Below are 13976 nucleotides of genomic sequence, written 5' to 3' on the forward strand. Positions count from 1 at the left end.
GCCCGTTGCCGCCTGCATGCGAGCCATCACCTACTCCCGCTACGGCGGAGCCGACGTCCTCGAGCTCAGCGAGCTCCCCACCCCCAAGGTCGGGCCGGACTCCGTCCTGGTCCGGGTCAGGGCCACGAGCGTGAACCCCGTGGACTGGAAGGTCCGCGAGGGCTACCTCGACGCGATCATGGACACCACGTTCCCCGTGGTACCGGGCTGGGACGTCGCGGGCGTGGTCGAGCAGGTGGGCCTGGACACGCCCGAGCTCTCGGTCGGTGACGAGGTCTTCGGCTACGTCCGCAAGGACGTGGTCTCCGGCGGCACCACGGCCGAGCTCGTCGCGGCCCCGGTCCGCACGCTGGCCCGCAAGCCCTCGTCCTGGACGTGGGAGCAGGCAGCCGGCGCGCCGCTCGCCGGGCTCACGGCCCTGCAGACGATCGACCGCGCCGGGGTGACGAGCGGCCAGACCGTGCTCGTGCACGCGGCCGCGGGCGGTGTCGGGTCGATGGCCGTCCAGATCGCGGTGACGCGCGGGGCGCGCGTGATCGGCACCGCGTCCGAGCGCAACCACGAGTACCTGCGCTCCCTGGGCGCCGAGCCCGTGACCTACGGCGAGGGCCTGGCCGAGCGCGTGCGCGCCCTCGCGCCCGACGGCGTCGACGTCGTCCTCGACTACATCGGCGGCGAGGCGCTGGCCACCACGCCCGACGTCCTGCGCGAGGGCGGCACGGTCGCCTCGGTCGTCGACGCCGCAGCCCGCGACGAGCTCGGCGGGCACTACGTCTGGGTCCGCCCCGACGTCGCGGGGCTGACCGAGCTGGCCCGCCTCGCGGACGCCGGTCAGCTCACGGTCGACGTCGCCGAGGTCTACGACCTGGCCGACGCCGCGAAGGCCCACGAGGCGAGCCGGACCGGGCACGTGCGCGGCAAGGTCGTCATCACGGTCTGACCTGCCTGGCCGCACCGTGGGTGCGGAGTTCTGGTGCGACCCGCCGGGCGTCTCGCGCACGAAGACCGCGCTCGGCGGCACGCCCGGGCCGGTACCGTGAAGCCCATGCCCGCCACCGTCCCCGCCCTCGTCGCAGCCGACACCGCACGCCTGCGGACCCGCGCAGCGCGGCACGCTCGCTCGCTCCCGCTGGCCGCAGCCGGGGTCGCCACGCTCGTGATCACCGGACTGAGCCTGCTCGCAGGCGACTGGTTGTGGCTCATGGTGCTCGTGCCGCTCGCGGCGTTCCTGCTGACGTTCCTGGCGGCTTTCGTGCTGCGACTGCCCACCGGGGTGGGGGTCGGGAGCGACGGGTACGGGATCGCGATCGTCCTGAGCGCCGTGATCGCCTTCCTGCTCCCCTCGATCAGCTTCTGGATCGGCGTGCCGTCCATCCTGGGGATGGGCCTGGCGGTCCTGGGGCTGCGCGCCTCGGACCGCTTCCTGTGGCTGGCGGGCATCGCGACGATGGCGGTGTCCTTCGTGCTCACCGCGACGGGTGACGCCCTGTTCGACCCGTCCGTGCCCACGGCGCTCGGCGGTCTCGCACTCGGCCTGGGCCTCCTCGTGGTCGCGGGCATCGCGCTCCGCGGCGAGGAGCAGACCCTCGTGTCGGGCGACGGCGCCCTGAGCATCGGCGACCCCGCGACCGACAACCTGCGCGTGCTCGCGGTGCTCGGCGACGCCGACGAGGCCGACCAGCCCGCGCTCGCCCGCCTCACGGACATCGAGGAGCGCAACCTCGCGGCCCGCCTGCACGACCTCACCGAGGCGGGATTGGTCCACGCCCGGATCACCAAGAACCGGAACTGGGCACAGATCACCCGCGAGGGTCGCGAGGAGCTGCGGACCCGGCGCGAGGCGCTGCGCGGGGTCGCCGAGCGCCGCAAGGCCTGAGACCGCACCACCCCTCCGGACCGGCAAAGGTCCACGCAGCCCGACGACGAGGAAGTGGGCCGACCTCGCGGGCCGCGCTCCGCCGTCGGGCACCCCGCTCGTCCGGCGCACCCGAGCGGCCGGTGGCAGGCTGGCCCCATGAGGGAGTTCACCGCACAGGACTTCGCCGCGCGCATCGACCGCGCGGCCGCCCAGGCCCGCGACGCAGGGCTCGCCGGGGTGCTGGTCACCCCCGGCCCGGACATGACGTACTTCACGGGGTACACGCCCACGGCCATGACCGAGCGCATCACGCTGCTCGTGGTCCCAGCTGAGGGCGAGGCGTCGATCGTGGTGCCCGTCCTGGAACAGCCTGACCTCGACCGCGCGGTCGGCGCGGCAGCTCTGCACGTGACCCCGTGGACCGACGGCGTCGACGAGTACGCGGTCACGGCCGACCTGCTCGACCCCGCCGGGCGCTACGCGATCTCCGACTCGGCGTGGGCCATGCACCTGCTGGGGCTCCAGCGCACGCTGCCGGACTCGTCGTACTCGGCCATGACGCAGGCCCTGCCCATGCTCCGCGCGGTCAAGGGACCCGACGAGATCGAGCGGCTCGCGTCCGCGGGCGCGGCGAACGACGCGACGTTCGCGGACATCGTCGAGATCCGCTTCAGCGGGCGCCGCGAGCTGGACGTCGCCGCGGACCTCGCGGGCTTCCTGCGCGACCACGGGCACTCGCAGGTCGACTTCACGGTCGTCGGCTCCGGGCCCAACGGTGCCAACCCGCACCACGAGGCGGGCGACCGGGTCATCCAGGAGGGCGACATGGTCGTGCTCGACTTCGGCGGCCTCAAGGACGGCTACGGCTCGGACATGACGCGCATGGTGCACGTCGGCGGCGACGTCACGGTCCAGCAGCGCGAGGTCTTCGAGATCGTGCGCGCCGCGCAGCAGGCCGGCGTCGACGCGGTCCGGCCCGGCGCGACGTGCCAGGACGTCGACCGCGCCGCCCGCGCCGTCATCACCGAGGCCGGGTACGGCAAGCAGTTCATCCACCGCACGGGCCACGGGATCGGCCTGACGACGCACGAGCCGCCGTACATGATCGAGGGCGAGGAGCAGCCGATCGTCTCCGGGATGTGCTTCTCGGTCGAGCCGGGGATCTATCTGTCGGGGAACTTCGGGGTGCGCATCGAGGACATCGTGGTCGCGTTCCCGGACGACGTGCCCGACGGCGCCCGTCGCCTCAACAACGCGCCGCACGACCTGCACGTGGTCGAGTAGGCGGCGCTGCGGACCCATGTCGGACGGGGTCGCCCCCGTGCGCGCCCCGACGGGCTAGGTTCGTCGCATGACTTCGGATGCATCGACCGCAGACCAGGGCACGGCCAGCACGTGGCGCGGGCTCGCGGTGTGCGGGGCGGCGACCGTCGGTGCGACGCTCGTCGGAGCCATCCCCGCTCTCGTCATCGGGCTGTCGGTGGCTCGGTTCCGCTACGTGGAGCACTGGGAGTCCGCGTCGAGCGGCCTGCTCGAGGGCGAGCGCGAGCGAGCGCTGCTCGTCCTCGGGGTCGGGGTCCTGCTCGCCCTCCTGACGACTGTCGCGGTGTTCCGGTTCGTCGCGCGTGCGGGGCGGGACACCCTGCCCGCCCCGCGGGTCGTGGCCGGGTGCATCGTGCTCGTCGCAGCGAGCGTCCTCACCGCGCTCGTCCTGGCCGTGCTCGGCTCGCCCGCCGCGTCCGGGCTCGTCGACGGGAACGTGCCCGCGGCAGGTTCGATGGTTGACCTCCTTCACTCTGCCTGACAGAGTTCACGCATGACGACCACCGCCCAGTACGTCGCCGGCCTCCAGGCACAGCAGCGCGCACTGCGCCACGCGGCGTCCCTCCCGCTCCTCGTGACGACTCTCGGCACGGGGTTCCTGGCGTGGTGCGAGATCGCCACCGACTGGTGGATCTTCCCGCAGGCGCTCGTCCCGGCGGTCGCCTTCGCGGCGCTGTTCATGGGTATGCGCGTCCAGCGGCAGCTGCTCGGGATCGGCACGGGCCGCGACGCGTACGGGCTTCTCGCGTTCGCCACGATCCTCCTGACCCTCTTCCCGGGACCCGTCCTCTCGATCTTCCTGGGGGCAGGCTTCTTCCTGGGCATCGGGCTCGTCGCGCTCGGCTGGCGTGCGCGGGACCCGTGGCTGCTGGCACCGGGGCTCGGGCTCCTGGTCGTCAGCCCGCTCGTCACGCTCGGCACGCTCGAGGGCTACCTGCCCGTCCTGGGCAGCCGCGAGGGCGGGCTGGTCCTCAGCACGGCCGTCCTGCTGCTCCTCACGGTCGCCGCCTTCGTGCGCGAGCGCCGTGTCGTGACGGCGGACCCGGCGGACCCGGCGGACCCGGCGTGAGCGCGTCGCCGGAGCAGCACCCGCTCTCGCGGCTCGACGAGACGGTCCACCAGCGCGCCCGGCTCGGCATCCTGGCGATCCTCGCCGAGACGCGCGACGCGGACTTCGCGCACCTCAAGCGCGCGCTGGGCCTCACGGACGGCAACCTCGGACGGCACCTCGAGGTCCTCGTCACGAGCGGGTACGTCGAGCTCCGCAAGGGCAGCGACGGCCGCCGGGCACGCACCTGGGCCCGCATCACCCCGCACGGACGACAAGCCCTGATCCTCGAGGTCGAGCTCCTGCACGGCCTCCTCGCGTCGGTGGGGCGCCCCACCGACGCGTCGTGCACCGAGGCGCCGGGCGCACGCCGCGGCGACGACCCTGCCGCGGACCAGGGCTCTCCTCCCTGACCCCCGGGCCACGGCCACCCGGAGCCCCATGGACCGCGCGGGCAGCGCTCACCGGCTGCCGCGACGTCCGGCCGCCTCAGGCCCCCGACGCCTCCCCGGCCGTCGCGTCCTCGCTCCCCGAGGGCCTCGGCCCGGACCTCGCGGCCACGACCTGCTCGTTGCGGATGCCCGCCCAGCTCACGAGGCCGCCCGCGACGAGCAGCGCGGCCGTGACGATCAGGGCCCGGTGGAACCCGGCGACGTCGAGCACGGGTCCGATGACGATCCCCGCGCACGCGATGACCACGAGGCCCGCGATGCGGGACACCGCGTTGTTGACGGCCGACCCGATGCCCGCGTCCGCAGCCGGGATGGACCCCAGGATGGCCGCGGTCAGGGGTGCCACGGTCACCGCGAGCCCCAGGCCGAACAGCAGGATCCCGGGCAGGATCTGCGTGACGTAGCTCGCCTCGGCGGTCGTGGTGAGCATGAGCAGGTACCCGCAGCCCGCGACCAGGGGACCCACCGTCATGAACAGGCGCGGCCCGTACCGGCCCGCGAGCGCCCCGAACCGCGAGGACAGGAACAGCATGAGCAACGTGACGGGCAGCAGGGCGAGACCTGCGAGCGTCGCGCTGTAGCCGGCGACCTGCTGGACGAACAGCGTCACGGCGAACCCGCCGAACGCGAGCGCCCCGTAGATCGCGGCCGTGGCGACGTTGCCCGCGGCGAAGTTGCGCACCGAGAACAGGGACAGCGGGAGCATGGGGTCGGGGGCACGCCGCTCCCAGGCGAGGAACGCCGCGAGCGCCACGATCCCGACGACGAGAGGCACCCACACGACGGGGCTCCCCCACCCGAAGCGCCCGTGCTCGATGAGCGCGAAGACGGGCCCGGCGAGACCGACCGCCGCGAGCACCGCGCCGCGCACGTCGATCCGCCGCCCGGTCTCGGTGTCGCCCTCCTCGAGGCCACGCAGGATCCACAGCGTCACCGCGACGGGCAGCAGGTTGATCCCGAACACCCATCGCCACGACAGGGTGTCGACGAGGACGCCCCCGAGCAGCGGACCCGCGATCATCGCCGTGCCCGTCCAGGCCGTCCAGGTCCCGATCGCCCTGGCCTGCGCGGGGCCGCTGAACGACGAGATGATCATCGCGAGCGAGCTCGGCACGAGCAGGGCCCCCGCGATGCCCTGGAGCCCGCGCGCGACCACGAGCACCACGCCCGTCGGGGCCAGGGCGCACAGCACCGACGTGACCGCGAACCCGAGGAGCCCCCACCACATGACGCGGCGCCGCCCGTGGACGTCGGACAGCGAACCGGCCACGAGGATGAGGGAGCCGAGCGTGATGAGGTACGCGTCGACGACCCACTGCTGCAGGGCGAGCCCGCCGAGCGCCCCACCGGCCAGCTCGTCCGCGATCGCGGGCAGCGCGACGTTGACCACCGTCCCGTCGAGGAAGGACACGAACGAGGCGAGGATCGCGACGAGCAGCACGCGGCGTCGAGCGGGCGTCACGCCTCCACGCTAGTCCCGTCACCGAACCGCCACCGGGTCGCGGTGTAGTCCTCGCCGCGCCCGTAGGCGTGGACCGTGACGGGGCGGACCTGGAAGACGTGGGCCTCCCCGGCGGCAGGCGGGTCGGAAGACGCGCTCTCCGAGGGCGCCTCGCTGTCCCAGAACGCCCCGTCACGCACCTCGAAGCGCCAGTCGTACTTGCACGCCCAGCGGTCGGCCAGGCGTTGGAGCACATGGTCCTCCGTGAGGCGTTCGGCGGCTCCGGCGAGCACGACGTCGAGCCCCTCGTTCATGAGGTTGGTGCCGGTGGTCAGCACGCACCAGGGGTTCTCCTCGAGGTTGCGCGCCTTGCGCTCGGTGCGGCCCGTGCAGAAGTGGAGCGCACCGTCAGCCCAGACGGTGATGAGCGGCGTGACGTGGGGGCGCCCGTCCGGGCGGACCGTGGACAGCCAGAAGATCTCGGCGGCCTGGAGCACCTTCAGGGCGTCCGCCCAGGAGGTGGGGGCCGCGCCGGGGGACGAGAAGTCCGTCATGAGCTCGCCCGCGGCGCCACCGTCGGGGGTGGGCGCCGGGTCGGGCTGCGCGATCGATGCCGTGGTCATGGAGGCCCTCCGTCTCTCGGTCGGCGCCGTCGCCGCTCCGTCCTCCTTCGACCGGCCCAGGCCCTCGAACTCATCGGTGGGGTCCGCAGATCATCACCGCCGACATCACGACGAGGACGGCGAGCGGGAAGGCCACCGACCAGGGCGGCACGACGTGCCAGACCTGCGCCAGGGCGGCAACGGTCCCCGCGGCCCCGAGCCCGGTCCCGAGGACGACGGCCGCACGGCGCACCCCCGTCCGGGCGGTCCGGAAGACAAGGTTCGCCATCGCTCCGAGCAGGCTCGCGACGAGCGCCGCGGCCGACCCCGCGAGCGCCCCGAGGAACATCGACCAGGAGGCCCAGGCGGGGTCGGTCAGCCCGAAGGCCAAGCCGGTCGCCGCCCCGATCAGCGGACCCGCCGCGAGTGACGCGACCGGTCGACGCCAGACCTCGGGCAATCCTCGGCCGGCATCGTCGACCACGGTCGGTGTCTTCGGGCCGTCGACGTTCATGGCGGCCATCCTGCACCGAGGACGCCGTGGACACGAGTCGCGGCCGCGTGCCGGTCGCTACCCGAGAGTGATGGGGTCTCACGCGTTGGGGGCGACGGACGTCCCAGGGCCGCGACGCCGGACCGTCACGCCGGTCTCGCCCGACGTGGCGCCGGCGCCGCGCGCCACGGCCGTCGTGGTGGGCTCGCCCGGGACTGCCGCGGCCCGTCCGTCACCGTCGGCCCCCTCCACCACGAACCCTCCGCCGGCGAGCAGGTCGAGGTCCGCCTGCGCGGCCTGCCCCTCGCTCGTGAGGTAGTCGCCCAGGAAGATCGAGCTCGCGATCTCCAGGGCCAGCGGCTGGAGCGAGCGCAGGTGCACCTCGCGGCCGGCCGCGAGGCGAAGCTCGGCGGTGGGGCACACGAACCGCACCATCGCGAGGATGCGCAGGCACCGCTGGGGCGTGAGGTCCCAGGTGCCCGCGAGCGGCGTGCCCTCGAACGGTACGAGGAAGTTGACGGGCACGGAGTCGGCACCCAGGGCGCGCAGCGCGAGGGCCACGTCGACCAGGTCCTCGTCGCTCTCGCCCATGCCGGCGATGAGGCCCGAGCAGGGCGAGAGGCCAGCTCCCCGCGCCCGCTCGACGGTCTCGACGCGGTCGGCGTACTCGTGCGTCGTGCAGATGTCGGCGTACGTCGCCTCGGACGTGTTGAGGTTGTGGTTGTAGGCGTCGGCGCCCGCCGCGGCCAACCGTTCGGCCTGGCCCTCGCGCAGCAGGCCGAGGCACGCGCAGACCTCGACGTCGGCATGCTCGGTCTTGATGCCGCCGACCATCGCGGTCACGCGCGTCAGGTCGCGGTCGCTCGGCCCGCGTCCGCTCGCGACCAGGCAGACACGACGCGCTCCGCCCGCGATCCCGGCCCGAGCCGCCGCGACCGCGTCCTCGGTGCTCAGCCACGAGTACTTCAGGACCTGGGCCGTCGAGCCGAGGCGCTGCGAGCAGTACGTGCAGTCCTCGGGGCACAGACCAGACTTCAGGTTGACCAGGTAGTTGAGCCGCACGCGTCGGCCGAACCACTGACGGCGGACCCGACCGGCAGCGGCCACGAGGTCGAGCAGGTCCTCGTCGGGCGTCCCCAGGACCGCCAGCGCTTGGGCGCGGGTCGCAGGCTCGCCGCGCACGCCCTGTGCGACGAGCACGTCGAACAGTGCGCGCGCGTCGTGAGCACGGTCGAGGACATCAGGTCGGGGCGTGGGCGTCTGGTTCACGACCAACGATCCTTCTCGCCGGGGCGCGCCCGCTCCCCGGCCGACCTCCACAAGGTGACCTGCTGCTCGTTGGGCGGGACCGCAGCACGTCGTCTGCTTCCTCCAAGTACCTGGCCCACGGGTTGGCGTCGACCTATCCCTCGACACCATACCTAGAGGTAGGTATGGTGTCGGCATGGACGATCCCGACCTCCCTCGCCGCGAACGCCTGCTCCGCGCGGCCCGTGACCTCTACTGGGCCCAGGGGGTCGAGGGCACGAGCCCCCGCCAGGTCCTCGAGGTGAGCGGCGTGGGGCAGGGCAGCCTGTACCACCACTTCCCCACCAAGCACGACCTCTCGCTCGCCGCGATCAGCGCGACGACGCAGGAAGCGCTGGACTCCGTCTCGGGCGAGCTCACGGACACCGACCGTCCGCCCGCGGAGCGGCTCGTGGCCTACCTCGAGCGGCCGCGCCCCGCGCTCGCCGGGTGCAAGATCGGGCGCCTGACGAGCGACCGGTCGGTCATGGCGGACGACGAGCTGCGCTCGCCCGTCCACGACTACTTCGCGGGCCTGGTCGCGCTGGTGCAGGAGGTCTTCGAGGAGACCGGCCTGCCCGACGTCGTCGCGCACGACCGCGCGTACGCGGCGGTCGCGATCGTCCAGGGCGGGTACGTGCTCGCGCGCGCCCTCGACGACCCGGCAGCGCTGAGGGCCGCGGTCGACGGGTTCGTGTCGATGCTCGAGCCGGCTCTCCAGGCCGGCACCGTGGTGGCCCGATGAACGGCGGGCCGGGCAACGACGAGGGGGCTGCGCCCGGCGACGCACGGACGGTCGGACCGACCGCGGACGCGGCGGACGGACCGAGCCTCCGCGAGCGGCTGCGCGCCCTGCCGACGTTCGGCCTTGGGCTGCCCCCGCTCGACCCGAGCGAGGCTCCGCCGGAACCCGTGACGCTGTTCCTCGAGTGGATCGGTCAGGCGATCGACGCCGGGGTGCCTCTCCCCCACGCCATGACCCTGTCCACCGCGGGCTCCTCGGGCCGGGTGACGGCACGCACCGTGATCCTCAAGGACGTCGACGCGTCGGGATGGTGGTTCGCGACCGGTTCGACGAGCCCCAAGGGCCGCGACCTCGCGGAGAACCCGAACGCGGCCCTCACGTTCCTCTGGCCTGCGCTCGGGCGCCAGGTCAGGATCGTCGGGCCTGCGCTCCCCGCCGACACCTCGACGAGCGCCGCCGACTTCCTCGCCCGCTCCGACGGTTCGCGCGCCGCCGCGCTCGTGGGTCACCAGAGCGAGACCCTCACGTCACGGCAGGAGTACTGGGACACCTTCGCCGTCACGCTCGCAGCCGTGCAGGAGGACCCAGCGCTCCTGGCACCCGCCTGGACCGCATACACGCTCGCACCCACGTCGGTCGAGTTCTGGCAGGCCTCGGACGACCGCGGACAGACCCGGCTGCGCTACCGCGCGGCAGGACACCACTGGGAGAAGGGGCTGCTCTGGCCATGACAGGGACAACGCAGGACATGACATCACCGCACGCCGTCGACCCGGCACCCACGAGCCCGCTCGACGCCCCACAGGCAGCGCCCCGCGACGACCTTCCGGCGATCCGACGTGACGCGGCAGCCGCGCTGCGCGCGCTGACCGAGGCCGTCCTGGGTCTCGACGACGAGACACTCGGGTCCCCGAGCTCGCTCGACGGATGGACCGTCGGGCACGTGCTGTCGCACGTGGCGATGGTCGGCGACGCCCTCGCCCGCCAGGCCGAGCTCGCCGCCCAGGGCGAGACCGCCGAGGTCTACGAGGGCGGGGCCGAGGGGCGCGCGGCGGGCATCGAGGCCGGCGCGCACCGTACCCGGGACGAGCACGTCGACGCGCTCACCGCTGCGGGCGCGAGGCTCGAGGCCGCGTGGTCCCTCACGGACAGCACGGGGTGGGGTGCACGCGTGACGTACCGCGACGGTACCGTCGCCGACGTCCTCGACTGCTGGTGGCGCGAGGTCCGCATCCACGCGACCGACCTCGGTGAGGTCGGCACGGTCCGAGACCTCACGCCGTCGGGAACGTGGGGCCTCGCCTTCACGGACCACCTGCTCGACTTCCTGAGCCCGCGCCTGCCCAGCCCCGCGCTCGTGGTGCGGCTCGAGGACGGGGCGCGCTCCGTCGTCGGGCCCGAGGGCGCGCGGCCTGCCGCCGAGGACGCGGGCGACGACGACCTCACCACCGTGACCGGCAGCGCGGCGGACGTCGCCGCGTGGCTCGCGGGACGCGAGACGGCCACCGACCCGACGGCACGCCGTCACGGCGAGACCGTCGACCTTCCGGCGCTCGGCCCGTGGCCGTCGGGCGTCCCCGTCCGGCGTTAGTCGCGGCTCACGCCCGGACCAGGACCGTCCCGTCCTCGACCGCCACCTCGAACGTCCGCAGCGCCTCGGGCTCCTTGCCGCTCGGGTCGAGGCACTCGCCCGTCGTCAGGTCCCACACCTGCTTGTACATCGGGGACGTGATGGTCGGGGTCTCACCCACCGAACCGACGATCCCGCGAGAGAGCACGTTCGCCCCCGAGTACGGGTCACGCTGCTGGACCGCGAGCACGCGGTCGTCGGCCAGCCGGTAGACCGCGACCTGGGTCCCCTCGACGAGCGCGGCGACTCCGCGCTCGGGGACGAGCCGCTCGAAGGGGCAGACCGTGGTCCATGCCGTCGCGCTCACTTGCGAACCTCCACCGTGCGGGCGATCACCGGGTTGTTGTCCGACGGCTCGCCGGGGCGGGCCGGGCGCACCTGCCCGCGCACGCCCACGTAGGCGAGGTCGGGGTCGTGCTGGTCGGGGGCGTTGACGAACGACACGAACCGCGACAGGCGGTCCGGGTCGTCGAGGGTCTGCGCCCACTCGTCGACGTACGACTCGACGTGCTGGGCGATCTCGGCCTCGAGGTCGGCCGCGATGCCGAGCGAGTCCTCGACCAGGACCTTGCGCAGCTCGACGATCCCGCCCGGGAAGTCCGCGACCCAGGGGGCGGTGCGCTGCAACCGGTCCGCGGTCCGCACGTAGTACGCGAGGAACCGGTCGATCACGGCCACGAGACGTTCGTCGTCGAGATCCTCTGCGAGGAGCTCGGCGTGGCGCGGGGTGAATCCGCCGTTGCCGCCCACGTAGACGTTCCAGCCCTTCTCGGTCGCGATCACGCCCACGTCCTTGCCGCGGGCCTCGGCGCACTCGCGCGCGCACCCCGAGACCCCGACCTTGAACTTGTGCGGCGAGCGCAGCCCGCGGTACCGCAGCTCGAGGCGCACGGCCATGCCCACCGAGTCCTGGACCCCGAACCGGCACCAGGAGGAGCCGACGCACGACTTCACGGCCCGCAGCGACTTGCCGTAGGCCTGGCCGGACTCCATGCCGGCGTCGACCAGCCGGCGCCAGATCTCGGGGAGCTGGTCGATCCGCGCCCCGAACAGCCCGATGCGCTGCGCACCCGTGACGCGCGTGTACAGACCGAAGTCCTGGGCGACCTGCCCGATCACGATGAGCTTCTCGGGCGTGATCTCCCCCGCCGGGACACGCGGCACCACCGAGTAGGTCCCGTCCTTCTGCAGGTTGGCGAGCGCCCGGTCGTTGGTGTCCTGGAGCGCGGCCTGCTCGCCGTCGAGGATGTACCCGCCCCACAGCGACGCAAGGATCGAGGCGACGACGGGCTTGCAGACCACGCAGCCGCGGCCCGTGCCGTGCGCCGCGACGATCTGCGTGAAGGTCCGCAGCCCGTCCTGGCGCACCAGGGCGAACAGCTCGGCGCGCGACATCGTGAAGTGCTCGCACATGGCCTTCGACACGGAGATGCCGCTCGCCTCGAGCGTCGTGTTCACGATCTTGGTGAGGATCGGTACGCAGGACCCGCAGACGGTCCCGGCCTTGGTGCACGTCTTGACCTCGCCCAGGCTCGTGCAGCCGTGCTCCGTGACCGCCCCCCGGACCGTGCCGGCCGTGACGTTCGCGCACGAGCAGACCACGACGTCGTCGGGCAGGTCACCCCCGAGCACGGGCGCCCCGCCCTCCGGGGCGAGGAACGCCGACGGGTCCGCGCCGAGCGAACGTCCGAGGAGGGGGCGCAGCGACGAGTAGAGTGCCGCGTCACCCACGAACACGCCGCCGAGCAGCGTCCGCGCGTCGTCCGAGACGACGAGCTTGCGGTAGGTGCGGGCGACGGGGTCGGCGAACGTGACCTCGAGCGCGCCGGGCGTCAGCCCGAACACGTCCCCGAAGCTCGCCGCCTCGATGTCGACGCCCTTGAGCTTGGTCCCCTCCGGCGCCGGGGAGTACGTCGCGACACCCCCGAGCAGGCGGTCCACGACGACGTCGGCCATGGCGTTGCCGGGGGCGACCAGGCCCACGCACTGGTCCTCGAACGACGCGCACTCGCCGATGGCCCACACGGCCGGGTCGGAGGTGTGGCACGCCGCACCCACGACGACGCCGCCGCGCTCGCCGATCGCCAGGCCCGCCTCGCGCGCCACGCGGTCACGCGGGCGGATACCCGTCGAGAAGATCACGACGTCGGCCGGGATGCGCGAGCCGTCGGACAGGTCCATGGTCCCCACGGCGCCGTCACCCGCGGCCGTGAGTCCCGTCGCGCCGGTCGACGTGCGGACCTCGATGCCGCGGTCGGTCACGAGGACGCGCAGCGCCTCGCCGCCCGCGTCGTCGAGCTGGACGCTCATGAGGCGGTCGGCGAACTCGACGACCGTCGCGGCCGTGCCGAGGGCCTGGAGGGCGGCCGCGGCCTCGAGCCCCAGCACGCCGCCCCCGACGACGACCCCGTGCAGCGGACGCCCCAGGCGTTCGGTGCGCAGCGCCACGTACTCGCGCAGACCTTCGAGGTCGGCCAGGGTCCGGTAGCTGAAGACTCCCGGCAGGTCGGTGCCCTCGGTGCGCGGCGTCCAGGCCCACGACCCCGTCGCCAGGACCAGGTGGTCGTACGCGAGGACGCGGCCGGAGCGGGTCGTGACGGTCTGCGTCTCGCGGTCGACGGCCGCGACGGCGTCGCCCGTGACGAGCTCGGTCCGCTGGTCCTCCCAGACGGACGGGTCCATCGTCAGGTCGTCCGCGGTGCGTCCGGTGAAGTACTCGGACAGGTGCACGCGGTCGTACGGGGCACGGTCCTCGTCGCCGACGACGGACACGTGCCACGCCCCCTCGGGCGAGCGTGCGATCATCTGGCTCACGAAACGGTGGGCGACCATGCCGGCGCCGACCACCACGACGCGGCCGGGGGTGGGTGTGCTCATGTGGGGGCCTCACGAGATGAGTCGGGCGAGTCGGACTGACCGGGTCGCCGGGGGCATTCGCGACCGTCGGGACCATCCTCGCCCATAGATACGAGAGATCTGGTCAAAACCCCAGATCAGCGTGTTGCGGTGACCTAGGAGGCGCCCCACCGGGACTTTGGTCCCGAAAAAATGTGACGCACGACCGTGACGGACCGCACAGCATGTGCACTCCTTCACA

Annotated in this window: 15 protein-coding genes; 9 read left to right on the forward strand and 6 right to left on the reverse strand. The window is 73.4% G+C overall.

The genetic code is table 11. The features are described from left to right. Positions 1–16: 16 nt before the first annotated feature. From NHG27_RS01870 to NHG27_RS01895, 6 genes are all read left to right on the forward strand, one after another. Positions 17–940: an NADP-dependent oxidoreductase gene (locus NHG27_RS01870; RefSeq protein ID WP_193719240.1), complete on the forward strand. Its 924-nt coding sequence runs from the start codon at positions 17–19 to the stop codon at positions 938–940. 105 nt (positions 941–1045) lie between these two features. After that, positions 1046–1876, forward strand: coding sequence for a hypothetical protein (locus tag NHG27_RS01875; protein ID WP_497014562.1), 831 nt, complete (start codon positions 1046–1048; stop codon positions 1874–1876). A gap of 138 nt (positions 1877–2014) precedes the next feature. Beyond that, positions 2015–3142: an aminopeptidase P family protein gene (locus tag NHG27_RS01880; RefSeq protein WP_497014563.1), complete on the forward strand. Its 1128-nt coding sequence runs from the start codon at positions 2015–2017 to the stop codon at positions 3140–3142. A gap of 67 nt (positions 3143–3209) precedes the next feature. Then, positions 3210–3662, forward strand: coding sequence for a hypothetical protein (locus NHG27_RS01885; protein ID WP_497014564.1), 453 nt, complete (start codon positions 3210–3212; stop codon positions 3660–3662). 12 nt (positions 3663–3674) lie between these two features. Then, positions 3675–4250: a hypothetical protein gene (locus NHG27_RS01890; RefSeq protein ID WP_497014565.1), complete on the forward strand. Its 576-nt coding sequence runs from the start codon at positions 3675–3677 to the stop codon at positions 4248–4250. Then, positions 4247–4642, forward strand: coding sequence for a transcriptional regulator (locus NHG27_RS01895; RefSeq protein ID WP_497014566.1), 396 nt, complete (start codon positions 4247–4249; stop codon positions 4640–4642). The genes NHG27_RS01890 and NHG27_RS01895 overlap by 4 nt, the downstream gene beginning before the upstream one ends. Positions 4643–4718: 76 nt before the next feature. On the opposite strand, the gene NHG27_RS01900 is transcribed toward NHG27_RS01895, so the two are convergent. From NHG27_RS01900 to bioB, 4 genes are all read right to left on the reverse strand, one after another. After that, on the reverse strand, positions 4719–6143 hold the full coding sequence (locus NHG27_RS01900; protein WP_497014567.1) for an MFS transporter: 1425 nt from the start codon (positions 6141–6143) through the stop codon (positions 4719–4721). Then, positions 6140–6745, reverse strand: coding sequence for a pyridoxamine 5'-phosphate oxidase family protein (locus NHG27_RS01905; protein WP_497014568.1), 606 nt, complete (start codon positions 6743–6745; stop codon positions 6140–6142). Before NHG27_RS01905 ends, NHG27_RS01900 begins: the two co-directional genes overlap by 4 nt. A gap of 70 nt (positions 6746–6815) precedes the next feature. Continuing rightward, positions 6816–7238 carry a hypothetical protein gene (locus tag NHG27_RS01910; protein ID WP_193719246.1) on the reverse strand — a complete coding sequence of 141 codons (423 nt, stop codon included), beginning with the start codon at positions 7236–7238 and terminating at the stop codon, positions 6816–6818. Positions 7239–7316: 78 nt separating this feature from the next. Continuing rightward, positions 7317–8426, reverse strand: coding sequence for a biotin synthase BioB (gene bioB / locus NHG27_RS01915; RefSeq protein WP_227748290.1), 1110 nt, complete (start codon positions 8424–8426; stop codon positions 7317–7319). 235 nt (positions 8427–8661) lie between these two features. On the opposite strand from bioB, the gene NHG27_RS01920 reads away from it, so the two are divergent. From NHG27_RS01920 to NHG27_RS01930, 3 genes are read left to right on the forward strand one after another with little or no spacing between them, the layout of a single operon-like run. After that, positions 8662–9249 carry a TetR/AcrR family transcriptional regulator gene (locus NHG27_RS01920; RefSeq protein ID WP_497014569.1) on the forward strand — a complete coding sequence of 196 codons (588 nt, stop codon included), beginning with the start codon at positions 8662–8664 and terminating at the stop codon, positions 9247–9249. Next, a complete protein-coding gene (locus tag NHG27_RS01925) occupies positions 9246–9980 on the forward strand; it encodes a pyridoxine/pyridoxamine 5'-phosphate oxidase (RefSeq protein ID WP_193719249.1) in 735 nt (244 codons plus the stop codon). Before NHG27_RS01920 ends, NHG27_RS01925 begins: the two co-directional genes overlap by 4 nt. A 17-nt stretch (positions 9981–9997) precedes the next feature. After that, a complete protein-coding gene (locus NHG27_RS01930; protein WP_497014570.1) occupies positions 9998–10840 on the forward strand; it encodes a maleylpyruvate isomerase family mycothiol-dependent enzyme in 843 nt (280 codons plus the stop codon). Positions 10841–10847: 7 nt separating this feature from the next. Here NHG27_RS01930 and nirD read toward each other — a convergent pair whose 3' ends face one another. Together nirD and nirB are read right to left on the reverse strand one after the other, a co-directional pair. After that, the gene (gene nirD, locus NHG27_RS01935) at positions 10848–11186 is read right to left on the reverse strand and encodes a nitrite reductase small subunit NirD (protein ID WP_068708463.1); all 339 of its coding nucleotides are present in this window, start codon (positions 11184–11186) and stop codon (positions 10848–10850) included. Beyond that, the gene (gene nirB / locus NHG27_RS01940) at positions 11183–13756 is read right to left on the reverse strand and encodes a nitrite reductase large subunit NirB (RefSeq protein WP_497014571.1); all 2574 of its coding nucleotides are present in this window, start codon (positions 13754–13756) and stop codon (positions 11183–11185) included. The genes nirD and nirB overlap by 4 nt, the downstream gene beginning before the upstream one ends. Positions 13757–13976 lie beyond the last annotated feature (220 nt).

The sequence above is a fragment of the Oerskovia sp. 140933 genome (genome assembly GCF_059651515.1).